A 24,283-nucleotide genomic window follows, 5' to 3' on the forward strand; every position below is an offset into this window, starting at 1 on the left:
ATAACCGTTAAGACCTCTTCCCGCCGACCCGGCGCGCTTTCGGAAAAACAACCGATATAGCCGTGCCTTCCCCGGGCTTGCTGCGGATTTTGAGCTTCCAGCCAAAACGATTGCAGAGCCGCTTGACGATCGTCAAACCTAAGCCGTGACCGTTTTGGCCTTCTTGAGCGCGATAGAAGGGTTCGAACACCTGTTTGAGTTGTTTTTGTTCCATGCCGATGCCGGTGTCCGCGATCGTGACGCGATTTTCGTCGATCGTAATGCAAACCGTACCTGCCCGGGTGTAACTGAAAGCGTTGCGTAGCAAGTTGCTTAGCAAGATACTCAAGACCTTTTCGGCGGCAGGCACCGACAATAAACAGTTCTGTTCGACTTCGACACTGATTTTTTCATTGGTGACCGCCCGGCCGACTTGCTCGACCAGGTTGCTGAGCAGATCATTGATCAGCACGTCGTCTTCGGGTAACGGGGAAGATTCTTCGCGGGCCAGTAATAACAGCGTATCGATCAGGCCTTCCATGTCGCGTAGCGTGTTTTCAATCGTTTGCAACGATCGTTGTTCGTTCGGCTGGTAATCCGAGCGCTTATGCAACAAGGCCAACGAGCTTTTGATGACGGCCAGCGGCGTTCTGAGTTCGTGGCTGGCGTCGCGGGTAAAATTGCGTTCGCGTTCGATGAACAATTCCAGGCGCTCGGTAAAGTGGTCTAAGGCATCGACCAGCTTGGCGACATCGCTATCGGTGGTTTGTCGTAACTCGCTCAAATCCAGTTCCGCGAGTCCTTGTTTTTTGAAATCGAAACTTTCGACGATATGAGCCAGTAAAATCACCGGCGAGATTGCGTCCCTAGATTGGCGATAGGACATCCAGGCGAACACATAAATCAAAACCAATACCAAGCTCAGCGGGACGACACCGAAATAAAACGACAAGGCTGCGACTTGCTGTTCATCGAAGACTAAATACAGTCGCGCATCGTCTTTGTCCTCGATGTACACAATCGGCTGCCGTCCCTCTATTAAAGCACGGCCGAAGCCGGGCTGCAGCGGTCGTAATGCTCCGGGAACCTTGGAAAAATCGCCGCTAGAAGCCAGATAACCGCTCATATTACGCGTATCGGGCGCAGGAAAATTTCTGTTTTGCCGATAGCGCTCCCAAAAATGACCGGCTTCGCCTTGCAAGGCTTCGCGAACCAGAACATCTTCGACGATTTTAGCGGCGGCAAACACACCCATCAGTGTCGCAACACTGATCAACAGAATCTGCAGTAAAAAAGCCTTAATCAGTTTATATTGAAGACCTTGCTTGCTCATCATTCACTCGGCCTGATAAAGCGATAGTGCCTAACCAACCATTCATTCCCGCCCCGATAACCGAACAGTTCGGCACAAGCCATAAAAAACAGCCTCCAACGCTGCCGCCAAACGGCCGCTTTTTCTCGCCCGTAGGTTTCCGCAAAAATCCGATCGATTTCGGATGGGTATCGGTCCATGTTGCTCAACCAGGCTTCGGACGTTTTTTGATAATGTTGGCCGGAAACGTCCCATTGGCATTCTATCCTGAGCCGGTCTTGAAAATGCAGTAGCGTGTCGCGAGCCGGCATCAATCCGCCGGTGAAAAAATAACGTCCCATCCAATTGTCGTCGCCTTCGGTTTCGAACGGATAGGCCAAATAACGGTGACAAAAGATATGCACGAACAGCTTGCCGCCGGGTTTTAACCAGCTGGCGATATTACTCATCAAATGTTCGTAATTGCGCATATGTTCGAACATCTCTACCGAAACGACGCGATCGTACCGTTCAGTCAATGACAAGCGATTCACGTCGCAGGTGATTACTTCGAGATTGCGTAAGCCCCTTAGCTCCGCCTGTTCGAGGATATATTCGCGTTGACTATTCGAGTTCGATACTGCCGTAATTGTACTGCGGGGATAATGCTCGGCCATCCATAAAGTCAACGAGCCCCAGCCGCAACCCAACTCAAGTATTTGCTGGCCGGCCGCCAATTCCGCCCGCTCGCAAGTCAGCTTTAGCATACGCGCTTCGGCTTCATCGAGTGTTTGAGTCGTTTCGTCCCAGTAGCACGACGAATATTTCAGATGCTTGCCCAGTGCATGTCGATAAAAAGCCGCGGGGACTTCGTAATGTTGGCGATTTGCCGCATCGGTTTCTATCGCGATAGGGCTTTCTCTCAGCGTTTGTAATAACGACAGATAACGCAAGCTTTGCTTTTCGACATCATTCGCGCATTCGTCGTTAAGACGTTGCCTCAACAAATTTCGAATACCGATTCGCATCAATGGATCGGGAATTAAACCTCGCTCAGCCAGATCGATCGCATTCAGCATAGAAAATCGATTTTGCAAAGGAAAAGTCGATTTCGGATACCATGGCAAAAATTTGCTGGTGGTTTGTTGATAGCGGCGGTAATCATCTCCGCGAGAACGCAAGGCTTGTTGTTCGGTATAAGGAATACCGGTCAGAAAATACAAAAAGCAAAACATCACGACCGGTGCGAGCCATAGCCAGTATTGATATTCGCCGCCCCAACCCATCAGCGGGTAAGCGAACCAATGCAGCCATTCGAAAAAATAATTCGGATGCCGGGAATAACGCCACCAACCAGCTCGGCACGTCAGCCCACGATTATCGGGATTTTTCCGAAATTCGGCCAATTGCCGGTCTGCCGTGGTTTCGCCCCATAAGGCCAAACAGGCAACCAGTAATGCGCAAAAAACCATGACCGGATTGGGATCGCGAGTATGCGCGACCGCCCAAAACGGGAGGGACAACACCCAGATAAAACCGGCTTGCATTAAAAAAAACTGCAAAAATCCGCTATCGGCCTTATTCTGCATCGCTGCCCGCATCGCTTGGTAACGACCGTCTTCCGGCTCCCCGAACACCCGTGCAGACAAATGACTTCCCAATCGTAAAAACCAGGCGAACGTCAGTAAGGCCAGACTGAGCTGTAAATACAGAGGGGCGGTTCCCGTCAACGCATACCAAGGCCCCGCCAACATCATTCCGAATGACCAAATCACATCAACGATACCGGCATTTTTGTGGTTTTGCTGCCACACCCAAGCCATTAACATCGCCACGGTACTTAGTACCGCGATTACGATTAAACTAAACATGTTTTGCCTCCAGTGAATGATCTTTTTGTCTGATTACACGCGCCATCCATAACAAAAGCGGTAGCGCCGCTGCCCAGCTCAAAGCCAGGCCGAAGATCCAAACTCCGGAGTTCTCAGTGATAGTGAGCGCACCGAGTCTTGCCGCCGCCCAATAAGAAAACGGACACGTAATGCCGCCGAGCAGTCCGGCCAACCAAAGACGCGATTGCAACCAGGCCAGCGAATGATTCAAGGTGAGCGCCAAGCCGATCCACAACAGCAAAATCCATAAAGGTGCATAATCGGTATCCGGCCAAGGAGAAGCATATTCGAGCCAACCGAACCTAACCCAGCTGCTATCCAAAATCATGCCAAGCACGACCGCAGCCGGCACCAAACGAAAATCGCCGGCGACATGAATCGCAGGGCGGGTATGCCAAAGCCCGAACAACACTAAAATAACCGGTGCCGGCCAATACTGGCTTGACGCCGCCGACAAGACCGCTGCAAACCACAAGCCTTGCATCCAAGCCATATTAATGAGGTTATTGCGATTCATGACGCGGCAGCCATTGTTCGCGGCGATTGCCGGGTTTGGCCAGCAGCAATTGCACGTTGGAAATCGATTTTTCCCAAAAGCCGCCTTCGCAATAACACAGATAAAACTCCCACATCCTGATGAATTGTTCGTCGTAGCCTTGCTCCCGAACCTTATCGAGCGAAGCCATGAAACGTTCCCGCCAAGCTTTTAATGTTAGCGCATAACTTTCGCCTTGATCTTCTAGATTGATCAAGCGCAAATCGGTGCTCCGCGACGCGCTCGCGATAATCGCGTTGACGCACGGAATGAAACTGCCAGGAAAAATATAGCGTTTGATAAAATCGACACTCTTCAGCGCCTGTTTATAGCGCTGATCTTCGATCGTTATCGCCTGAATCAAGGCCAGACCGTTCGGTTTTAATAAGTTCGCACACTGCTTGAGGTAAGTATCGAGATAATGATGCCCAACCGCTTCGATCATTTCTATCGACACCAGTTTGTCGTACACTCCGGTCAAATCCCGGTAATCCTCCATCAGCACTGTCACACGATCGGCGACTCCTTCATCGTCGATGCGTTGCCGTGCGGCCTCGAACTGCTCTTTCGAGATGGTCGTGGTCGTTATGCGGCAGCCGAAATGCTTGGCGGCATAAGTGGCAAAGCCGCCCCAACCTGTGCCGATTTCGAGGACATTATCGTTGGGCTTTAAGTCCAATTTTCGGCAAATACGTTCCAATTTAGCCGTCGAGGCTTCTTCGAGACTGAGTTCGAGATCGTGATAAGTCGCCGACGAATACATCCCGTGCTTGTCTAAAAACAACGAAAACAAATCGTTACCCAGATCGTAATGCGCGGCGATATTCTTGCGCGAGCCATGCTTGGAGTTTCGGCGCGCGAAATGCCAGAATTTAAGTAAGGTGTTCGTCAAGGTTGCCAACCCGCCTTCCATGCTGTCTAGCAAGTCTCGATTGCGCACCAAAATACGGATCACCGAAGTCAAATCGTCGGTTTGCCATAATTTGTCCATATAGGACTCGGCGGCGCCGATCGAGCCGCCTAACGATATCTGCCGGTAAGAACTCATATCGAAGACTTTGATCTCGGCGCTGAGGCCATCCTGACCGGGTCTACCGAGTACGACTTTGCCGAGCGGGTCGGTCACCGTTAATTGTGCATCTTGCAAATGACTGAGTTTATTCAGTAGCGCTTTGCGCAGCAGCAAATCGAATCTAGCCGGATTCTTGCTTAATTCGGCGGTTGCGGCATTCATTCTTATCTCCTTGATGTAATTCGGTTTATTTATCGGGATGCGAATAAAACGGAATGCCTTTCAGCCAAAGCCGGAAAGCATGCCAATAAATCCTTACAACGATGGCGCAAGTGATAATAGGATATTGCAACGGCACCGAGCGCATCGTGTTCGGGGACGGATCGAGCATGTCCAGTTTCAGGGTAGCATCGAAACAGCATTGCGCTAGGCGGTACAATTGCATGTGTATCGTCAACTTATCGCCGGCTAAGGCGAAACGCCACCGGTAATCGATGTCCATCGGCATGAACGGCGATACATGAAAAGCTTTGCCGAATTCGAAGGTCCATTTGTTGTTTTGAGCGGAGCTTTGCCGAGTATCCAAGACATAACAAAACCGCTCGCCCCAGGGTGTATTGGTGATTTCGGCGAGAATGAAGCGGGGCTGATCCTCGCTGTCAGGAAAACAAAAATAAAAACTGACCGGATTGAATGCAAAACCTAAATATCGCAGATGTGTCAGCAAACAAATACGCCCTTCAAATATTTCACCGCTTTGTTGTTTAATTCGGGCTTTTACCGCGTCTCGCAAATCCGAATCCGTAGGCCCGAGATAGTCTTCGCGGTAATAGGAGACCAGATTAAAGCGTTGCTTCGACCAAAAACGACTTTTATCGATGACCTTATCTAATTCGTCGAGATCGAGCCACGTCATGAACAAGGGATAGCGGAAAGCATGCGGTTTCGGCAGGTGGCGCCGGTGGCGCACCCAACCTTTGGCGATGCGACTGTGCAGCGCGTTCATGACGGCGCGTTCAGTTTATCGATCGCCAACTGCGCACTGGCCGCGCCGTCTTCATGAAATCCCCAACCCCAATAGGCGCCTGCATAAAACGTGCGGTTAAGGCCGTTAATTTCGGCATGCCTTTTTTGCGCGGCTAGGCTTTCCGGCGTGTACACCGGATGCCGATAATGCCGCTGCATCAAAATTTTTGACGGATCGATGCGGTCCGTGCAATTCAGCGACACCAGCAACGGCTCGGGCGCGTCCAGGTTTTGCAGCAAATTCATACAATAAGTTACGGTACAATTCGCCTGAGTCCCGGCCGGTTTCAACGCATTCCAACTTGCCCAGGCTTTCGGATGCCTCGGCATCAACGCCGCGTCGGTATGCAGCACCGTATCGTTGTCCTGAAATGAGAACGCACCGAGTATTTCGGTCTCATCCGGACTCGGGTCGGACAAGAGCCGAAGCGTCTGATCGCCGTGACAAGCAATGACGACCTGGTCGAAACGCCGCTCGCCGCTCTCGTCGATAATCGTGACGCCGTCATTGTCTCGTGCGATCGAGCGAACCGGACTATTCAGCCGCAGTTCGCCGCCGAAGCGCTGCTTGAATGCTTCGACATAGGTCGACGAGCCGCCTTTGACCGTGCGCCATAGCGGCCGGTCATCGATCTTCAGCATGCGGTGATTGTTCATGAATGCAACAAAATAGCGTGCCGGAAAGTTTTTCAGGCTTTCCGGCGGACCCGACCATAAGGCGCAAGCCATCGGCAAAATATGGTCGTCGATGAAGGCTTCGCTGTAACGGTTTTGTTGGAGGTACTCGCCCAAGGTCAACGTATCGTCGCCGCTTTTCAATAAGGCCGGCGCTTCGCGGTAAAAGCGGAAAATGTCCGCGATCATCCGATAAAAGCGTGGGCTGAATAGATTTCGGCGTTGACAGAATAACTTGTCGATCGTCGTAGCATTGTATTCGAGGCCGGTTTTCGCATCGGCCACACTAAAGCTCATATCCGAAGGCTGCGAAGCAACCCCTAATTCGTTCAAGAAGCGGCAGAAATGAATGTAGTTGTGTTCGTTGAACACGATGAAGCCTGTATCGACCGCAAATTGGCGGTCGTGCAAGACAATATTATGCGTATCGGTATGACCGCCCAAATAGGTGTTGGCTTCGTAGATCGTAACCTCGTGTTGCTTATCCAAGTAATGGGCCGTATAAATACCGGAGATGCCGCTCCCGACGATCGCTATTTTCATTGGCTGCTTCCTGCGTCCAAACGTTTAGAATTGAGTCGCGCAACCGGAACCGGCTGCAAGTCCCAAATCAAGCCGCACCACGACATTAATTTCAGCAAGTAATAACTAATATCGATCTCCCACCAATAAAAGCCTTGCCGAGCCGACACGGGATAATGATGATGATTGTTATGCCAGCCTTCGCCGAGCGTGATCAGCGCCAGAAAACCGTTGTTGCGGCTATCGTCGCCGGTTTGGTAACGTTGATTGCCCCAGACATGCGACAACGAATTGATGGATAGCGTGCAGTGCAGTAATACAATCGTCGATACGAAATATCCCCAGACCAACATTTGCCAGCCTGTCGTGCCGAGCTCCGGAAAGCTCACCTCGAGCCATTTCCCAAGCCCCCATAACGCTACCGCGTAGAGCACCGGTATTACGACGTCGAAGCGGTCTAGGAAGCGCAGTTCCGGAAATTTGATCAGGTCGCGCACCCATTGTTCGCGGGTCGTAAAATGTTTCGAGCTCAAAAACCAGCCCATGTGGCTCCACCAAAAGCCTTTGCGCGGACTATGCATATCGCGGTCCGTATCGGAGTAGCGGTGATGACGGCGGTGATGCGACGCCCACCAAATCGGGCCTCGTTGCGTTGCCGTTGCGCCGAGTAGGCCGAAAAGGAACTGGCACACGCGGCTGGTTCGAAAAGCCTTGTGCGAAAAATAGCGATGATAGAACGCGGTGATCGCGAACATGCGAATGAAATAGGAAAAAAGTGCCACAACGATCACAATCGGGCTCCAGCCGACTACGAAAACCAATAGACACGCGACATGAACCAAGATAAATGGAAACACGCGCAGCCAGTCGACCTTTTCGCTTTCGGTATCTTTGATTTTGACTCGACTACTGTCGAACCAACTGAAAAATTTGGTTAATGCGGTTTGTATAAACATCGTAGTCATCTCATAAAACTTACTCTTTCATTTAAGAGCATTGGAATTATTAGAATACTAGGCGCGTGAAAAACACGTGAACGCCTGCATGCGATTTGTTCACACAATAGTGCATAGAGAACGGTAAAACTCTGCTGAAAATTAAATAACGGAGTGGGCGATGAAACGAATGACATCATTATTCGGCATACTACTGGCGCTAACCGGCTGTAGTAGCATAGAACCGAATCCGATGCGCGAATATTTGGCGATGGCTCCGGCCGAACAGAACGCCGGAAAACATCCTAAAATCAGGCATTTTGTCGAGTTATACGACAACTTGGAAGTGTTGCCGATAAAGACTAAGGTTGAAAATACCTATGCCGAACAACTGTATTTTAACGATACGCTCGTAACCCTGCATGACCGGCAAGCCCTACAGAGTTATCTCGAACAAACCCAGAAAAATCTCGATTCGATCAGTATTGAGGTCATGTCGGTATTCGAACAAGGCGACGATGTATTTCTGCGCTGGAACATGCGAACTCGGTTCACGCTGTTGGGTCGAAGCAAGGATGTCACGACGATAGGCTTTAGCCATTTGCGTTTCGACGATCATGGCAAAATCGTCCTGCATCAAGACTACTGGGACAGCACGCAAGGCTTTTTTCTACAGGTTCCGATTATCGGAGGAGTATTACAATGGATAAAAAACGGTTTACACGACTAGCGATTTTGTTAGGCTTAATGTCGTTCGGCAAGGTATACGCCGAAGACTTACTGCCCCCTAATCAGCAGGCTGAACTACCGCGTTGCAGCAAGGGGGAATTGAAAGCTTTCCGCTGGATTCATGTCGGTTATGCCGAACTTTATCTAAACAATTGTAAGAACCCGATCGATGTTTTCAACGATTCTCCGAAACAATTACGCTTCATTTACGAGCGCTCGATTCCGGCCAAGGCCTTCCGCGAGGCTTCCGAGGAATATCTAAAAGCGAACTTAGGCGATCGATATCTGGATTGGCGTAGCGCTTTCGATCGATTCAATCGCCAATATAAGGACATTGATAAAGGCGATTTTTACGATTTAATTTATGATGCCGAAAACGGTTTGAGACTTTTTCTAAACAATGAACTGCTCGGAACCCTAGAAGACCCCGAACAAGGGCTGGCTTATTTCAATATCTGGTTCGGCAAAGACCCGTTCTCAAATGCGCTGAAAGAGGCTTTACTGACGCCGGAGATGTAATCTCCGTTGTGAATGCCGAGCTTATACCCATCGCACTTCAAATTTCGGCATTGACACATGGAGGCGCCGGGGTGTTCGGCAAAGGCTTTGACAGCAGGGATGCTGTCACAGAGCCTTGTATGATTAATTTAAATGAATTTTAGCCAGGAAATACTTTAAGCTTTACCGAGTTCATTGGGAGGCCGCTTGAGCCTGAGGACTGGATTAAACCAGAGCCTGTCATGTAGATTGGCCCCCGCCCTATTCACCTATACCGCGGAGTATCTGAGGCTTAGAGCCTGCATTCACAAGGATGGTAGGTGCATACGCAGGGTCGGGAACCAATGACTAGTTTACTTTCCTTATCACAGAATAACAATTAAACATGGCAGATCAACAAATTAACAGCGCTTCACTTGACACACAAACCCGTATCTTCGCTGGCGTCGATGTAGGATCTAAAGAACTGGTTTTGGTGGTGCGCAAAAATGGCAAACCTTTCAATCCGCAGAAGTTCTCCAATACCCCAGCTGATCATGCCCGGATGGCCAAGAAACTGAACAAATTGTCCGGCATTATCGTGTGTATGGAAGCCACCGGCAGTTATCATTTCGATTTAGCCGTTGCGCTCCATGATGCCGGCGTCAAGGTAATGGTCATCAATCCCAAGGTCTCTCATAACTTTGCTAAAGTGTTGATGAACAATAGTAAAACAGATGATGTGGACGCGAATACTCTGGCGGTGTATGCCGAACGGATGGATTTTGTGCCTTGGTCCCGTCCTTCGAATGAAAAGATCGCTTTACGTTGTTTCTCACGCCGTATTAATGCGCTAACCGATCAAAAAACAGCAGCAAAGAATCAATTGCATGCCTTAAGCGCAACAGTTGAAACACCCAAAGCCGTGCTAAAAGATGCACAAGCGGCCATCGATCAATTAGATAAGCGTATCGATCAGTTAACGGCTGGCGCCTTGGCATTGATCGAAAAACATCCGGAACTCAGTCGAGCATTAGTTTTGTTCACGAGCATTAAGGGTATTGCCAATACCAGTGCGATTGCCCTCATGGGAGAACTACTGATTTTGCCTGCGGATATGTCGCACCGTGAGTGGGTCAAGTTTGCGGGGCTCGATCCAAGAGCTTTTGATTCCGGCACGAGTGTCCACAAAAAAACGCGTATATCCAAGGCCGGTAACAGCCAGATTCGCGCCGCCCTGTATATGCCTGTCTGGAGCGCTGTGCAGCATGATCGCCATATTAAGGCGTATTACCAACATCTCCTGGATATGGGTAAATTACCGTTGCAAGCCTGTTGTGCGGTCATGCGTAAATTGTTACATGCGATTCACGGCATGCTCAAGCATGATAAACCATTCGATAACACGCGTTTTTATGCAATTCCGTCAATCGCTGAATAGCAGAAAAATGCCTATTTTTAACTTGATTTTAAACAGAGTATCTACATGGACGTATTCACGGCGTCCTTTGACAGGACTCTTCGGCGCCGAAATTTGACCAGCAAAGGATATAAAAAAGCTCTATATGCGTTAATCCGAATTCGTCAGTTTGTCTCGCTCCCAAGTTCCAGGAGCGCTTGGGAAAGAGGCAACAGAGAAAAACAAAAAATCCCTGTCCATCGCGCACCAGTATGGTTATTTAACCATATTGATGACATCTTCTCTCCATGAGTGAAACTAGCTTTGAGTGGGATGAAATCAAAAATAAGGAAAACCAGCGCAAACATGGTGTTTCATTCTATGAAGCACAGTACGCATTTATGGATAAGAGACGCGTCATTGCTGAAGACCTAAACCACAGCCAAGATGAAAAGCGTTATTATTGTTTTGGCTTAAACGAAGCAGGTACAGGCATCCTCCCTGTCAGGTTCACTTATCGGTCCGGTTTCATTCGTATTATTGGCGAAAAGTTAAGAAGATCTATGGGCAAAGTAATTAAGTACAGTGATGAGCCCATTGGTGATTTAAAGCTGGTAACAGACTTTCTTCCATCACCTGAAGAGCTTTCACTTAAAAAAGAGAATACAAAAGTCACAATTTCCCTCAGTTCCGAAAGCGTAGTCTATTTCAAGGAAGTGGCAAAAAAGCATCATCTGCAATATCAAACAATCATCAGGACATTACTTGATGAATATGTGGCCCATCAAAAGCGCCGCTAACAAAATTGCTCACTCCCAAACTCTTGTTTGGGAGTGTCTACCGTCAAGCTCCGCTTGACGAACGATAAGCAGAGCTTAAAGGTAAGCATTCCCAAGTAGAACTTGGGAACGAAACAAGTTAATGAACCAAATCGCGGGTTAGATTAATGGCTGCGTTACTACATTCATGCCTGAAGTCAAACAAAGCGATGGGTTTCCGCTTCGCTACTACCCATCCTACATCACTCCATTCCTCTGTCTCGCTCCTAAGTTCCAGCTTCGGACCGAGACAACGGGCATGGGTTAAAACGACAAATCCCACTGTAACCAAAACCGCTGATCCGATTGGCTGATTCCCTGCCTCGGGTCTTCCACGATCAAATGACTGACTTGAAAATTCACTTTATTGTTATGACCATTGAAGAAATAGGTCATTACGCCGCTGAATTCTTGTTGCCGGTCGTTATCGACGTCGACATTGGGATCGACAAAGGCATATCGTCCGGCAAACTCCAGATTTTTCGGAATGATCGCCACTAGGTAATGCGGAAAATAGCCGGCTTGGATTAAGCCGCCCATGAGATTCGTTTCTCTCCCTCCGGCGCCTTGGGCTCTTAACGTATCGATAACTTCCTTCCAGTGCATTTCATGTTGAATCGATAAGCCTTGCCATTTAAAACGGACTTCTTCCATCATTTGATTGATGCGGTATTGTCCGTCTTCGCCTACGTTAAAGCCGGGCAGTGCTCGGCAGCTTCGGTTATCGGTTTCGAAGGCGGTGCATCGACTTTGATTGGTCGCCGCCGCGAACGCGAAATTGAGGGCCGGATTTTCATGAAATTCGAGATCGGATTGGGAAAACGGCATCTCTCCACCCAAGGCATTCCACTGCAAGCGGCCGGAATACATCATGTTGTTGTCGTCATTATTGCGCTCGCCGACGCCGAGTCCGGCATAGACGCCGGCATAATAACTGATATCGTGCCAGGTGCCGGGGAATAGATTGCCGAAGATCTGTACCCCTTGTTGCCGGTCTACTGTAAATATGTCGTTGACGATCGACCGGTTGACGAATTGCTGATTGCCGGAAGAGGTCACCCGTTCGTCGTTATACAAAACCTTGCCTCGACCGACCCATAATTTGGCCCATTGAAATTTGTCCACGGTCAGATTTAAGTCGCGTAATACCGGCTGAGACCAGTCGTATTGCAGATAATATTTTAACCAAGGCCAATAGGCATGGCCTTTGAGCTTGGTCCGCGCACGGCGGATCATGAAGGTACTTTGATCACGATCGAGGTCGCCGAGTGAACGAGGGTCGCTGTCGAAAGGATTGGCGTAGCGGGCTTGTATCCGGTTTTGAATGGCCAATGCGAACTTGCCGTCATCGGTCTTGAATTCAAATCCGTTCTTGCCGTAACTGACGCCGGAGGGCAAACCACCCTGGGCTTGAGTCTTCGTGTCATCGGACTTGGCATCCACTTCGGCTTGGGCAAGCGCGCTTTCTTGATCTTTTGCCGGAACAACATGTTCAGGAGCTGTTGCCTTAACGGGTTGCGTAGCTTCTAATTGTTCGAGCCGTTTCAGTTTTTCATCCAAGGCTTGCAGCTTCGCGTCGAGACGTTTTTCAATAGCCAGCAGTTCTTGCATATAGCGTTCCGGGTCTCTGGGTTCAGCGGCGAGAACGACTCCGGACAAAAACAGCCCGAACAGCACGACCGGAATGGCGTGTGACAGGAGCCTACCGATAAATAATTTGTTCATGGAGATACTGGCTTCGCGAGAAAAATGCGAATTATGACAAAATTATGACAACTTTGTGACAATCTTGTGCTGACACATCCCCCATTTTGGCGATTAAAAAAGGTATGGGAGATGTATTTACTCTGCCTTCAAGTTCCCGTCATTCCGCCATAAACGGCAAGCTTTTGAGTCACATTAGCGTCTGAATCAAGCATTACTTATTTCGTTCCGGCCTGCTTAACCAATAGCATACGGCCCAAACGGCGCAATCCGTCGGACGATATGTCTAAGCCGAGCGGCGAGCCGATGGTTTCAAGCTCGTACAGCAAATCCGTTGCGGTGATAAACGTCAGAAAGCGCAAGCCCTCTGTACCGGGTACGTCTTTGGCAATCGTTCGCAGCACCGGCGCCACTCGATCCCATGAATCGTTGAAAAACATCCGGACCGGATCGCCGCCGCTCGTGTCGTTGCTCGTCAAACCCTTGTGGAAGGCCGATTTAGCCGCAAGTAAAGTCTCCAAAAGCGTATCGCGAACATCCTCGGAAACCCTATCTTCCGCGGCTCGATCGATCGCTTGAAATAATGAAGCGTTCCAGCGTTGCCAGGCTACATTCCATTGTTGCATTTCGCTTTCGTTGAATACCGGCGCGGCCTGCTTGTTTGCTCTTGCATTTGCCTGCGGAACCTCAAAAGCGACTTTTACGCCCAAACCGGTTTCGCCGGCCTTGACTTCGCTGAATCGTAACGAGCTCAATAAGGCTTGCACCGCCGCTTTATTTTCCGGAGTCGTGACGGGTGCCAGCGTTTTTTCGATATCGCCGCGCACTTCTTGAAGGTCGAGTTTAACCGATGCCAATTTCGGTTCGGCAAAACGCTTTATCAAATCCTGCAATTGATCGATTCTCAATGCTTGTCCGCTCGGGTCGTAAGCAACCGCCTTGTCGATCGGAAAGCGTAGAACAGTACCGCCGTTCTCCAGTACCGCGCGTTGAAAAGTTTCGAGCTTGCCTGTCCAATCCAACACGGTTAAGCACTCGCCGCCCATGAGGGTGCCGATGCGCGCATGTACGTCATTGACGATTCGAACGAGGCCTTGTTGCCCGTCGATTTTTGGGTTGGACATGTCGAGCAAACTACAGCCGCCTCTATCCTTCCATAAATGGGCGGTCCGATTGGTGCCGGTGTAGAGCTGTTCAACCAGCACATTTCGAATCAAGCGGTAATCGATCGGTAGCGGTATGGTCTTCTGACTTGCGCTAAGGCTTCCCGAATAGACGATTAGGATTCCAAGATAAGCGCTTAGCAAAGTTTTTTTCATAGTATGACTCATATAATCGGTTATGCCTCATGCGGCTCAATTAGGTTACCATTATTGTTGGTAATATCGTTTTAGTTCAATCATGACTTTCGATGTATACCCGTAGATCAAAATTCGGCACCGGGGGAGGGCCGTCAAAGATCGCCGTGAACTCTGCATCGATGCAGGTCAATGGCCAACTTAAGGAAATAACGCGTCATTCCGCCAGGGATTGGCGGAATCCAGTGCCAAGGATGGCAATTCGTAGATTTACTGCATAATAACCTCACGCGTGGCAGGTTATTCAACCCGCTCCGAACATTTTGTTTTACTTTGGTCACGATCGAAAAACTTCCGCTCCTGCTCACGCCCCTTACCTACATCCATATAGGTAACGTTTAGGCCGCGGTTACAAACCCCGCCCCACCAAGTCAAAGCCAATTCTTCAACCCTCAACGCAAACATAGCCTTGATAAAGGGGATATTGGAGGATTTATTTATATAATCCCCCTCGCAGACTTCTTTTTCAAAAAGAGACTGAATTTGTCTTTACTATAACCACAAATGTTTTCTGCATTTAGCAGTTTAATGAATTTCTTTTAGGAGTGATCAGTGTTTAATACGGCTACACAATGGCTGCAAGACTTAAATCTGGAACCTAGCACCAAAGTGGCAATCGCTCTGGCGGCCATCGTCGTCATTGCAATATTAACCCACCTCATTTTGCATTATGTATTTCTGCGTTTGGTCGAAAAACTGGCCTACCGCAGCAAATGGGTTTGGAAGCGGGCCTTATTCGAGCAAAATTTATTCAATCGTATTGCCTTCGTATTCCAGGCCGTTTTGGTCCGCTGGCAAGCGCAGCTATGGTTGGCCCAGGAATCATTGTTTTTATCCGGCATCGAATTAGCCGCTAAATTGTGGATCTTGTTTTATCTACTCTTAAGCTTGTTTTCCTTGCTCGACACCTTGCTGTACTTGGCGCATCAATACCGTGTCGCAAGACATTGGCCTTTGCGCGGCGTCTTCCAAAGCATTAAGCTGTTTGCATCCGGTTTTGCCTGTATCTTATTCGTTTCGATCATCACCGACAAATCGCCGGTGATTTTGCTCAGCAGTTTGGGCGCGATGACGGCGGTCTTGCTCTTGGTGTTCAAGGATTCGTTATTGGGTTTGGCTGCCGGCATTCAACTGTCGGCCAATAAGATGTTGAGTGTCGGCGACTGGTTGGAAATGCCCAAATACGGCGCCGACGGGGATGTGATCGATATCGGCCTAACCACCGTCAAGGTGCAGAATTGGGACCGTACGATTACCACGATCCCGACTTACGCCTTGATATCCGATTCGTTTAAAAACTGGCGCGGCATGCAAGAATCGGGCGGCCGGCGTATTATGCGCAGTATTCGAATCGATGTCGGCAGTGTTGCGTTTTTATCCGAGGAAGATATCGTTCGTTTGCGCAAAACCAAGCTGCTGACCGGCTATATCGAACGAAAACTAGCCGAAATAGCCAAGGCCAATGCCGAGGAATGCGCGGATTTGTCTTGTCCGGTAAATGGCAGACGACTGACTAATTTAGGCACGTTCCGCGCCTATTTAAATGCCTACCTCAAGGCGCATCCCGGTATTCATCAAGCAATGATTTTGATGGTACGCCAATTGGAACCCGATGCGCATGGACTGCCGATTCAGATCTATGCGTTCAGCAACGATACGAACTGGGTTAATTACGAAAGCATTCAAGCCGATATTTTCGACCATATATTAGCGGTCGTGCAGGAATTCGGCCTGCGCGTCCATCAAATGCCGAGCGGCCAGGATTTGCAAGCGTTGTTGAGAAACTAATGATTACATAGGGTTAATGAATAACCCCGTATTCTATTCAATATTTGCGAGCTAGGTAAATATATCTTACAGTAAAGATGTCTTACATCGGGAGATCGATATGTCTCAACTTGCAAAAATCAGCAGCAAAGGTCAAGTGACCATCCCCGCGGATGTCCGAAAAAAACTTCATCTTGAAGCTGGAGATACCGTCGTTTGGGAAACTAGCGAAGATGGCCGCGTCTGGGTGCGACGAATAAATCCTCTAGATGTAGAATATCTGAGCGCAGTGAGCGGCACTTTATCCGAATGGAGTAGCGTCGAGGATGATGAGGCTTATCGTGACTTAAAACCGTTTCGACATAGTCAAAGTTCCCTTCCCGTTTACGGATCGTCAAGCTGTCAAACATAGACCCGCGTTAGTTTTATCCGACGAAGCCCTGTTTAATTCGCGTATTGGTCACATTGTTATGGCCATGATTACCAGTGCCAAACATTCGGATTGGCCGCTCGATACATCAATACAAGACTTGGATTCCGCAGGCTTAAAATCGGCATCCAAAATTCGTCTAAAGCTATTTACTTTGGATGATCGCTTAATTCTATGTCGTCTCGGCAAACTAAGTCAGATCGATCAAGCGAATTTTGAGAAAAATCTACAAAGTTTGCTAGGCGTATAACTATAACAAAGGGATAAAAAAGCCGGCAAATACTCAATGGTATTGCCGATATAAGATGATGAGCGGCAACCTTAAGAGCGCTTCACTCAACCGCTAATGGCGTGATCCCATTTTCCCCGAATGGTTAAATTGCCGGATTTAGGCTTAATTGATTTCTCCTTGCCGGCGCGCCAATAGATGGATATAACGCCCCATGTCGCGGTAGGTCGGCATTCGGCAGTAACGGTATTCCAATTCGAATAATTCGGCCGGATCGCTGCCGTCTAAAGTGTCTTTGCTTACATAATCGTGAAACACGCGAATACCGGTATGCGCCGTAATGCTAAATCCCTGGCTTTGCAATCGCTCGATGACTTCGTTGGGATATTGAGGATTGGGAGGCGTTAGTTTTTTGCCTTTGCCGAGATAGGTATCGTCAAGCAAGTTTCTCCAGCGCCAATGGCCTTTCAAGGCATTGGTATAAACCATCGCATTACGGTTATAGAACAACAGCGACAAATAGCCGCCGGGCTTGACCTTCTCCATAACGATTTGCAAGGCCGGGAGCGGTTCGCCGAGCCATTCGATTACCGCATGAAATAAAACCAAATCGAATAGGGGAAGTTTGGCCGCAAGCGTTTGTAAGGGTTCATGATGAAATTCGGCGATCAGGCCGGCTTCGGAAAAATGCTGCCGCGCCCGCATCAACATCTTTTCCGACACGTCACATATCGTCAGATGATGGCCTTGTCCGGCGAGCCATTGGCTGATTTGCGCAAAACCGCACCCGGCATCCCATATCGACAGAGGTTCGGCAGCCCGGTAAAGCTCGTCAAGGTCTTCCTTCAGCAACTTGAGCCGCCAATCGCCTTTGGACGTACCGTAGACTTTTTGTTCGAATTTTTCGACAAACGGGTCGAAATTGCGGTCTTTCAGTGGTTTCATCGGGCAGGAGCTGCAAAGACGGTTAATTCGGTTCGATCAGCCGATAACCGATCCCCGATTGGGTTTCGAGCAAGGGCACAGCAAACGGCTTGTCGATTTTTTTGCGCAGTTTGTATAAATGGCTTCGGAGCGTGTCGCTGTCCGGGATTAGTTCTCCCCAAAGTTCATGTTCCAATTGCTCTCGGGTAACCAGGTTGGGCGATTCGCGCATCAAGATACGCAGTATCCGCAAACACGTCGGCGACAATTGAATAATCCGGCCCTGGCGCATGACCTGCATCGTGTTGGTATTGAACGTCAAATCGTGAATTTGATAAACGGACTCGTCTAATTCGCCGCGTTCGCGGCGAACCAAAGCATTGATGCGGGCTTCGAGCTCCGGCATTTCGAACGGCTTGACTAGATAGTCGTCAGCGCCGCGTTGAAATCCATCCAATTTGTCTTGTAATTGATCGCGAGCAGTCAGCATTAATATCGGCGTCGACAAACGCGCGTCTTTACGCAGTCTCCGGCATATTTCCAAACCGTCGATGCCGCCGGGCAGCGTGATATCGAGAATAATGGCATCATAGCGTTGCGTTGCGGCAAGATGCAGTGCGCATAATCCGTCGTAGGCGTAATCCATCGTAAAGCCGCTGCTTTCCAGATATGCCCCGACCGCTTGAGCCAGATTTTTATGATCTTCGACCAGCAGCAATGAGGTATTCCGCGGGCTCGGCTGATTATGAGGATTGGCTGGAGAAACGTCCATATTTTGGAAAGTGTGAAGGTTCGGCGGAGGCCCCGCCGAACCTTGTATCGGTAATGTTAAAGTTATTCTTCGACTTGCTGAATACCGTCCAGGTACCATTTCGGCTGCAGGCTATTTCTCGGCTTAACGAAATGCCATACTTCGCGAACGGCTTGCTCCGGTCCGTAAATGTCTTCGCGTATTACGGTATCGAACAATACGGTCGCTTCCAATTCGCTGCCGGATTCGCGGACATCGAGCAACTCGGTTTGAACGCTAATTACCTCGGTTCGGTTGTCATCGGTCGAGGCCTTGAGTTGATCCTGTATTTCGGCGAACACGCGGTCGGTAGTCAGGCCTCTGATTTCGGCTAGATCGCGATCGTCCCACGCGGCTTGTAAAGCTCTAAATGCATTTTCGGCACCGTTCAAAAAAGCGTGCTCATCGAAACCTTCCGGCAAAATCAGCTCGCGATTTTCGATAGCAGGCTCGAATCCGGAATCGGTATTGGCTTGAAAGTCTTTTTTAAACAATAAATCGGTGTTGAAACCCGTATTACCGACCGAGGCACGCGATGGCGCTTGAGTTTGAGGCGCTTCATAATCGCTATAAGCTGAAGTTGATCGCTGTTGCGGTTCATAGCTATCGCGGCTATAGACCGGTACCGGACGCGCAGTATTTTTGGCGCGGGCGGCAAACAATTTATAGAGTAAAAACGCGATACCGCCGAATACTAAAATATCCATGAAATTGAAGTTCTCGAAGGCGCCGCCGAACAACATGGCGCCGAGCAACCCGCCCAAAGCCAGGCCGCCGAGCATGCCCATCAAGCCGCCGCGACCGGCTAGTTTTTGTTTGGCCGCTTGGTTTTGAGATTGGGCTTGTTGCTGTTGACGTGTTGGTGCGGCTTTTGCCGGTGAGGCAGAACGTTGATACGGTTTATTGAACGAGGATTTGCCGCCGAACGAGCCGCCTCCGCCGAGCCGCTTGGCTTCGGCATCCGAGACGCTGCCCAATCCGAGGGACAGTCCGATGATCAAGGTTGTCACTATGCTGGTTAATTTATTCATGGGTAAGTTTTTGAGTTTTGTTGATAAAGGCAAGAAAATAATTGGGCTATTCATTGTATAACGCAGTCTTTCGCCCTATTAACTGCGCATTAGAGATTCTCGTTTACGACATGGTAAGACCTGATTGAGTTCCATCGAAGAGCTCCGGCAATGCAATTAAGCAATAGGGTAAATTAAAATTATGCCGGACGGGGCTTGCAACCGCGTCCTGAACGTTTCGACCATGCACAGCGCAAACATAAGACCTTCAGGGCGGGTTGAGTAACCCGCCCTGCGCCTCAACTTTCAAGGCAACGGCAAATTAAAACTCCTTCACCACAAAGAAAGTAATGTCGCTTCCGCCCCGCTCGTCATCCCTTAGTACGTTGAAATTATGGGTAACATCCACGACCAGCATCGATTCACCGAGAAAACCGGTCGCAAGCCGTCCGCCCACCGCGCTATAAAAAGTTTCTTTCCTTTTAAATTCGCCGCCGATATTACGTACCGGATTCAACCAACCCGCAGTTCCGTGCAAGCTAAAGTAGCTGAAAAAAATCGGCTCCCAGCGGTATTCGGCATTACCGATCAAATAGTGTTCGGGATAATATTCCCATACCGAAGCGCCGGGGAGTACGGGCATGGCAGTCGATGCAAAATCCCAACCCATTGGATTAACCCCGCCTCCGATGCGTTGCGCCGAAAACCGATCAAGATTGGCGCCAGTACCGCCATGGACGGAGCCTAGAAGCCGGTGTCTATCGCTATCGATAAACGGAACGCCGGTGGCACCTAAAGCATAGGCATCGAATCTCAAATGATCCCGAGAATCGTTAGCGCGATATTGATTGCCATCGAGCCCCCAATCGCGCCAATTCACGCGGTGGCCGTAGACCAGATTCCCGCCGGCGGCAAAACCTTCGTGAGCTAGCCACAAAACATTCCGTTTTAGACCGTCGTATTTCACTTCCAGGCGAGAGCCGAGCTCAACGGTATCGCGAGGCGCCAGCAGATTATCGGCCGCTTCGCCACCTTTGCTGAAATATAAAAAACCCGGTTCGAAATACAGATTGGCCATGAAGATATTATCGTTATAACCGGGATCGACTTGAGTCCGATAGCCGAGACCGATATCCCATTGTAAACGCCCCCAGTACATTTCTTCATCGAGTACCCTTCGTCCGTCGACAGCCTCGCTCATCGCGGTCGGCGGTGTAAAATTCCTAAATGCTAATGCATATTGAAAATCGCCCCAATCGGGCAACTGTTCGCCGTAGAACAGGTCGTTGTATGCCCCGGCAATATTTGCATAAAACAATTTGCTTTGTTCGGGTTGCCGCCAAAAATACAGACTGCCTATGGGAAAGATGTCCCGATCGTCGGGCCCCGGCGTGTTGTACTGAAGGCCAAGCATCCAAGCATTCACCGATGTTCTGTCGCGCGGATCGACAATAATTTCTTCGCCGAGAAACTCGGTTCTGAAACCTTCCCCGGCCAATGGGGTTTTATAATTTTTCGAATCCCGGTCCAGGTAGGGGAGCTCTTGTTCAATAGCGGATTGAATAGCGTCATCTGACGCTATTGCTTCAGTTTGCTGAGCCATAGCCGATGAATTAAAGCACAACAATCCGAACAAGGTTATGGATAGTGGGTAGAATTGCCGAGTGATTAGATCATAGCTAGCCATTTCATATACTCCAAAAAACACGTACTAGATCGTACAATAATTTAGTATAGAGGGTTTCCCATATCCAACTAAAGCAGGACTCGATATTCCGCCAGGTATGACTGAAAAATAGACCTAGTTAATGCTATCGATAAATCGCTTTATAACTGATATAAAACGCACAGAACGTAACCGGCATGATTACGATCATCGCCAAACCAATCGTGATGATAGACAGTACTGCAAAGAGTATCAAAAACAGATAAATCGTGATCATCGCCGAAATATGGCGTCCGCAATTGTAATAACTACTTTTGATTGCATCGACCGGCTTGCTGTCACTAAACATTACTTGGGGTACTGAATACAACAACGCTGAAATGACCAAGATACCCAATGGCGCAGCTAGTATCAGTGCCGTGAAAGGTCCGAGTGTTACGGTTAATCCCGCTTCAATAATTTCGAAGAATACCATTAACAAACCGAGAATCAACAAAGGTTTAAGCTTGGACGAATCAATGAAGCCTTGGAAAAAATGGCTGATTTTCACCTTTCGCTGCTCGTCAACTTCTCGAATTGCATACAAAAATCCGCCATACATCACCGGAAAGATCAAACCGTCTAATATCTCACCAATTACTGGAAGTAGTGCTAGCAGGACTTCCAGAAGAATCCAGATCACGGTGCCGAGAATTAGCATCAGCGGGTTTTTAGTAAACAGCTTCCAACCATCGACAAACCACTGCCGTCCATCTTTCATTGTATAACCTGTATCTTCCATCATGCTCTCCTACAATTATTATTGTCTATCGAGATCTATTTTAAATCGATTCAATCAAACATACCTTACGTATACCTTTCGCACTTCAAATTTCGGCAGTGCCTAATGAGGCACAGGGTAGGCTGTCTAAAAAAGCTTTTTTAGCTAATTACTGTGTTCCCGCGTTTTAAACTCAATAGTATTTTTGAAGTTGTTGGTGATCATAGGTTTTTAAGTGCCAGGCGTAGGGTGCGCATCGCGCACCTGGTCGGGCTCTTGTCGGTACGGCACCGTGGAAAGGTGCGCGATGCGCACCCTACGGCGCTCAAACTATCATGGAATTTGCTGATGATCATAGGCTATAAAGCGCTAGTTATTTTCTCAAAACCCATAAAGCAGTCATTCTATCTGACATGAAAATCGGTAAATCTCGACACCCTAGGCACCACTGCCATTAAGTTAAGGGAAGCCCGTCATCCGCAATGGATGGCAAGCTTTTGAGGCACAGTAGAGTCTGAATGCAACAAATACTTATTACTGTGATGGCTTACCTTAATAGTAGTGCACCCTAGGCACAGTGTGTTCGGTCGATTTTTTGCTTCTGTAAAATCAACATTCACCCAGCACCTAAACTCATTGAAAAATTTAAGGTTGGGACTTTGACAGACCCCAACGTCGAACTTTGATCTCCGATGGGTATAAATTTTAACCGAAAGTTCATAAAAACAAAGGCCTTACGCTTCAGTATACCGACAACCCGGGATCGGTCCAAATTCGGCAGCTTCCGATAAAGAAAAAGATTCGTCTTGCATCGAATGTAGCCGTGCAAAAAATCGCCCCCGTGCTACTATGAGGCTTAAAAACAAGGCTTTGGGAGCCCTCAATATGAAAGCGAATATCGGTTTAATCGGCCTGGCGGTCATGGGCCAGAATTTAGTTCTCAACATCAATGATCATGGTTTTAAGGTAGCCGTATACAACCGCACGACCGAGAAGACCGACGAATTTCTTCTAGGGCCGGCGAGAGACACGCAAATCATCGGAACTTACTCGATAGAAGATCTCGTGGAACAGCTGGAAACACCGCGCATCGTGATGTTAATGGTTAAAGCCGGAACCGTGGTCGATCATTATATCGAGCAACTAACCCCGCTACTCGATGCCGGCGACATCATCATCGACGGCGGCAATTCGCTATTTACCGACACCGACCGGCGCACAAGTACGCTAAAGGAAAAAGGCTTACTATATATCGGAACCGGCGTCTCAGGCGGCGAGGAAGGCGCGAGACACGGACCTTCGATCATGCCCGGCGGTCACCCGGACGCCTGGAGCCGCGTCAAACCGGTCTTGCAGGCCATCAGCGCGAAAGTCGACGGCCAGCCTTGCTGTGAATGGGTCGGCGATGGCGGCGCGGGCCACTATGTCAAAATGATCCATAACGGCATCGAATACGGCGACATGCAAATCATTTGCGAAGCCTATCAACTAATGTCCGAAGGACTCGGTCTTTCTGCCGATGAAATTTCCACAATTTTCGCCGAATGGAACCACGCGGAACTCAGCTCCTATCTCGTCGAAATCACTGCCAATATTCTTGCCTATAAAGACGAAGACGGCAGCCCGCTCCTCGACAAGATCCTCGACACGGCCGGCCAAAAAGGCACCGGTAAATGGACTGGCATCAATGCGCTGGATTTGGGCATTCCTCTGACACTGATCGGCGAATCCGTCTTCGCGCGCTGCCTGTCGGCGATGAAAGACGAACGCATCAATGCCTCGCTAAAACTGCCTAAACCGGTCAACCGTTTTGAGGTAAACAAAGAAGAAGCTATCGAAACCATACGCAATGCCTTATATGCATCGAAAATCATTTCTTACGCGCAGGGTTTCCGGCTCATGCGCGAGGCGGCGAAAGAATACGGATGGTCGCTGAACTACGGAGAAATCGCGCTGATGTGGCGGGGCGGCTGCATTATACGCAGCGCATTTTTAAACGACATCAAACAGGCTTACGACAACAATCCCGATTTGGAAAATTTGCTGTTGGCCGATTTCTTCGTCGATGCAATGCGGCAGGCCGAACCCGGCTGGCGAAAAGCCGTCATACTCAGCATCGAACTCGGTATTCCGGCCCCGGCGTTTTCCAGTGCGCTAGCCTTTTACGACGGCTACCGGACGGCGCGCTTACCCGCAAATCTGTTACAGGCGCAACGCGATTATTTCGGAGCGCACAGTTACGAACGTACCGACCGGCCGCGCGGCGAGTTTTTTCATACCGATTGGACCGGGCACGGCGGCAAAACCGCATCATCTACTTATAACGTTTAAACTATACGCCTAACACGAGTCGAT

General features: G+C 49.1%; 22 protein-coding genes. 8 read left to right on the forward strand and 14 right to left on the reverse strand.

The window, feature by feature from the left end; all coding sequences use genetic code 11:
- Positions 1 to 7 precede the first annotated feature (7 nt).
- From EQU24_RS21110 to EQU24_RS21140, 7 genes are read right to left on the reverse strand one after another with little or no spacing between them, the layout of a single operon-like run.
- A complete protein-coding gene (locus EQU24_RS21110; RefSeq protein ID WP_026130279.1) occupies positions 8 to 1,315 on the reverse strand; it encodes a sensor histidine kinase in 1,308 nt (435 codons plus the stop codon).
- Positions 1,312 to 3,141, reverse strand: coding sequence for a DUF1295 domain-containing protein (locus EQU24_RS22825; RefSeq protein WP_017841655.1), 1,830 nt, complete (start codon positions 3,139 to 3,141; stop codon positions 1,312 to 1,314). The genes EQU24_RS21110 and EQU24_RS22825 overlap by 4 nt, the downstream gene beginning before the upstream one ends.
- On the reverse strand, positions 3,134 to 3,679 hold the full coding sequence (locus tag EQU24_RS21120) for a DUF2878 domain-containing protein (protein WP_017841654.1): 546 nt from the start codon (positions 3,677 to 3,679) through the stop codon (positions 3,134 to 3,136). The genes EQU24_RS22825 and EQU24_RS21120 overlap by 8 nt, the downstream gene beginning before the upstream one ends.
- A complete protein-coding gene (locus tag EQU24_RS21125; protein WP_017841653.1) occupies positions 3,666 to 4,931 on the reverse strand; it encodes an SAM-dependent methyltransferase in 1,266 nt (421 codons plus the stop codon). The genes EQU24_RS21120 and EQU24_RS21125 overlap by 14 nt, the downstream gene beginning before the upstream one ends.
- A 25-nt stretch (positions 4,932 to 4,956) precedes the next feature.
- Positions 4,957 to 5,715, reverse strand: a complete 759-nt coding sequence (locus tag EQU24_RS21130; RefSeq protein WP_017841652.1) for a DUF1365 domain-containing protein — start codon at positions 5,713 to 5,715, stop codon at positions 4,957 to 4,959.
- Entirely contained in the window at positions 5,712 to 6,953 is a 1,242-nt protein-coding gene (locus EQU24_RS21135; protein WP_017841651.1) for an NAD(P)/FAD-dependent oxidoreductase, read from the reverse strand. The genes EQU24_RS21130 and EQU24_RS21135 overlap by 4 nt, the downstream gene beginning before the upstream one ends.
- Positions 6,950 to 7,888 carry an acyl-CoA desaturase gene (locus EQU24_RS21140; RefSeq protein ID WP_017841650.1) on the reverse strand — a complete coding sequence of 313 codons (939 nt, stop codon included), beginning with the start codon at positions 7,886 to 7,888 and terminating at the stop codon, positions 6,950 to 6,952. Before EQU24_RS21140 ends, EQU24_RS21135 begins: the two co-directional genes overlap by 4 nt.
- A 160-nt stretch (positions 7,889 to 8,048) precedes the next feature.
- Between EQU24_RS21140 and EQU24_RS21145 the strand changes: the two genes are divergently transcribed.
- The 4 genes from EQU24_RS21145 (at position 8,049) to EQU24_RS21160 (ending at position 11,272) form a co-directional block, all read left to right on the forward strand.
- Positions 8,049 to 8,597 carry a nuclear transport factor 2 family protein gene (locus tag EQU24_RS21145; protein ID WP_017841649.1) on the forward strand — a complete coding sequence of 183 codons (549 nt, stop codon included), beginning with the start codon at positions 8,049 to 8,051 and terminating at the stop codon, positions 8,595 to 8,597.
- Complete coding sequence (locus tag EQU24_RS21150) at positions 8,570 to 9,115, forward strand: chalcone isomerase family protein (protein ID WP_017841648.1); 546 nt, start codon at positions 8,570 to 8,572, stop codon at positions 9,113 to 9,115. The genes EQU24_RS21145 and EQU24_RS21150 overlap by 28 nt, the downstream gene beginning before the upstream one ends.
- Positions 9,116 to 9,479: 364 nt before the next feature.
- Entirely contained in the window at positions 9,480 to 10,514 is a 1,035-nt protein-coding gene (locus EQU24_RS21155) for an IS110 family RNA-guided transposase (protein ID WP_017841646.1), read from the forward strand.
- 266 nt (positions 10,515 to 10,780) lie between these two features.
- Positions 10,781 to 11,272, forward strand: a complete 492-nt coding sequence (locus EQU24_RS21160; protein WP_083877763.1) for a BrnT family toxin — start codon at positions 10,781 to 10,783, stop codon at positions 11,270 to 11,272.
- A 282-nt stretch (positions 11,273 to 11,554) separates the two neighbouring features.
- Here the strand turns inward: EQU24_RS21160 and EQU24_RS21165 are convergent, their stop codons facing one another.
- Together EQU24_RS21165 and EQU24_RS21170 are read right to left on the reverse strand one after the other, a co-directional pair.
- Positions 11,555 to 13,015 carry a porin gene (locus EQU24_RS21165; protein WP_017841645.1) on the reverse strand — a complete coding sequence of 487 codons (1,461 nt, stop codon included), beginning with the start codon at positions 13,013 to 13,015 and terminating at the stop codon, positions 11,555 to 11,557.
- A 197-nt stretch (positions 13,016 to 13,212) separates the two neighbouring features.
- Positions 13,213 to 14,313, reverse strand: coding sequence for a hypothetical protein (locus EQU24_RS21170; RefSeq protein WP_017841644.1), 1,101 nt, complete (start codon positions 14,311 to 14,313; stop codon positions 13,213 to 13,215).
- Positions 14,314 to 14,904: 591 nt separating this feature from the next.
- Here EQU24_RS21170 and EQU24_RS21175 point away from each other — a divergent pair.
- The 3 genes from EQU24_RS21175 (at position 14,905) to EQU24_RS21185 (ending at position 16,799) form a co-directional block, all read left to right on the forward strand.
- A complete protein-coding gene (locus tag EQU24_RS21175; protein ID WP_017841643.1) occupies positions 14,905 to 16,140 on the forward strand; it encodes a mechanosensitive ion channel family protein in 1,236 nt (411 codons plus the stop codon).
- A gap of 100 nt (positions 16,141 to 16,240) precedes the next feature.
- Positions 16,241 to 16,531: an AbrB/MazE/SpoVT family DNA-binding domain-containing protein gene (locus EQU24_RS21180; RefSeq protein ID WP_083877762.1), complete on the forward strand. Its 291-nt coding sequence runs from the start codon at positions 16,241 to 16,243 to the stop codon at positions 16,529 to 16,531.
- Positions 16,482 to 16,799 carry a type II toxin-antitoxin system PemK/MazF family toxin gene (locus tag EQU24_RS21185; RefSeq protein ID WP_026130275.1) on the forward strand — a complete coding sequence of 106 codons (318 nt, stop codon included), beginning with the start codon at positions 16,482 to 16,484 and terminating at the stop codon, positions 16,797 to 16,799. The genes EQU24_RS21180 and EQU24_RS21185 overlap by 50 nt, the downstream gene beginning before the upstream one ends.
- A 144-nt stretch (positions 16,800 to 16,943) precedes the next feature.
- On the opposite strand, the gene EQU24_RS21190 is transcribed toward EQU24_RS21185, so the two are convergent.
- From EQU24_RS21190 to EQU24_RS21210, 5 genes are all read right to left on the reverse strand, one after another.
- Positions 16,944 to 17,723, reverse strand: a complete 780-nt coding sequence (locus EQU24_RS21190; protein WP_017841641.1) for a methyltransferase domain-containing protein — start codon at positions 17,721 to 17,723, stop codon at positions 16,944 to 16,946.
- Between the two features lie 22 nt (positions 17,724 to 17,745).
- Entirely contained in the window at positions 17,746 to 18,474 is a 729-nt protein-coding gene (locus tag EQU24_RS21195; RefSeq protein ID WP_017841640.1) for a response regulator transcription factor, read from the reverse strand.
- A 62-nt stretch (positions 18,475 to 18,536) separates the two neighbouring features.
- On the reverse strand, positions 18,537 to 19,523 hold the full coding sequence (locus EQU24_RS21200; RefSeq protein WP_026130274.1) for a Tim44 domain-containing protein: 987 nt from the start codon (positions 19,521 to 19,523) through the stop codon (positions 18,537 to 18,539).
- 301 nt (positions 19,524 to 19,824) lie between these two features.
- On the reverse strand, positions 19,825 to 21,189 hold the full coding sequence (locus EQU24_RS21205) for a hypothetical protein (protein WP_026130273.1): 1,365 nt from the start codon (positions 21,187 to 21,189) through the stop codon (positions 19,825 to 19,827).
- 124 nt (positions 21,190 to 21,313) lie between these two features.
- Positions 21,314 to 21,952, reverse strand: coding sequence for a BPSS1780 family membrane protein (locus EQU24_RS21210; protein ID WP_138767254.1), 639 nt, complete (start codon positions 21,950 to 21,952; stop codon positions 21,314 to 21,316).
- Positions 21,953 to 22,813: 861 nt separating this feature from the next.
- Between EQU24_RS21210 and gnd the strand changes: the two genes are divergently transcribed.
- A complete protein-coding gene (gene gnd, locus EQU24_RS21215; protein ID WP_026130272.1) occupies positions 22,814 to 24,259 on the forward strand; it encodes a decarboxylating NADP(+)-dependent phosphogluconate dehydrogenase in 1,446 nt (481 codons plus the stop codon).
- Positions 24,260 to 24,283: the final 24 nt, after the last annotated feature.

Source organism: Methylotuvimicrobium buryatense (assembly GCF_005931095.1).
Lineage (GTDB): Bacteria > Pseudomonadota > Gammaproteobacteria > Methylococcales > Methylomonadaceae > Methylotuvimicrobium > Methylotuvimicrobium buryatense.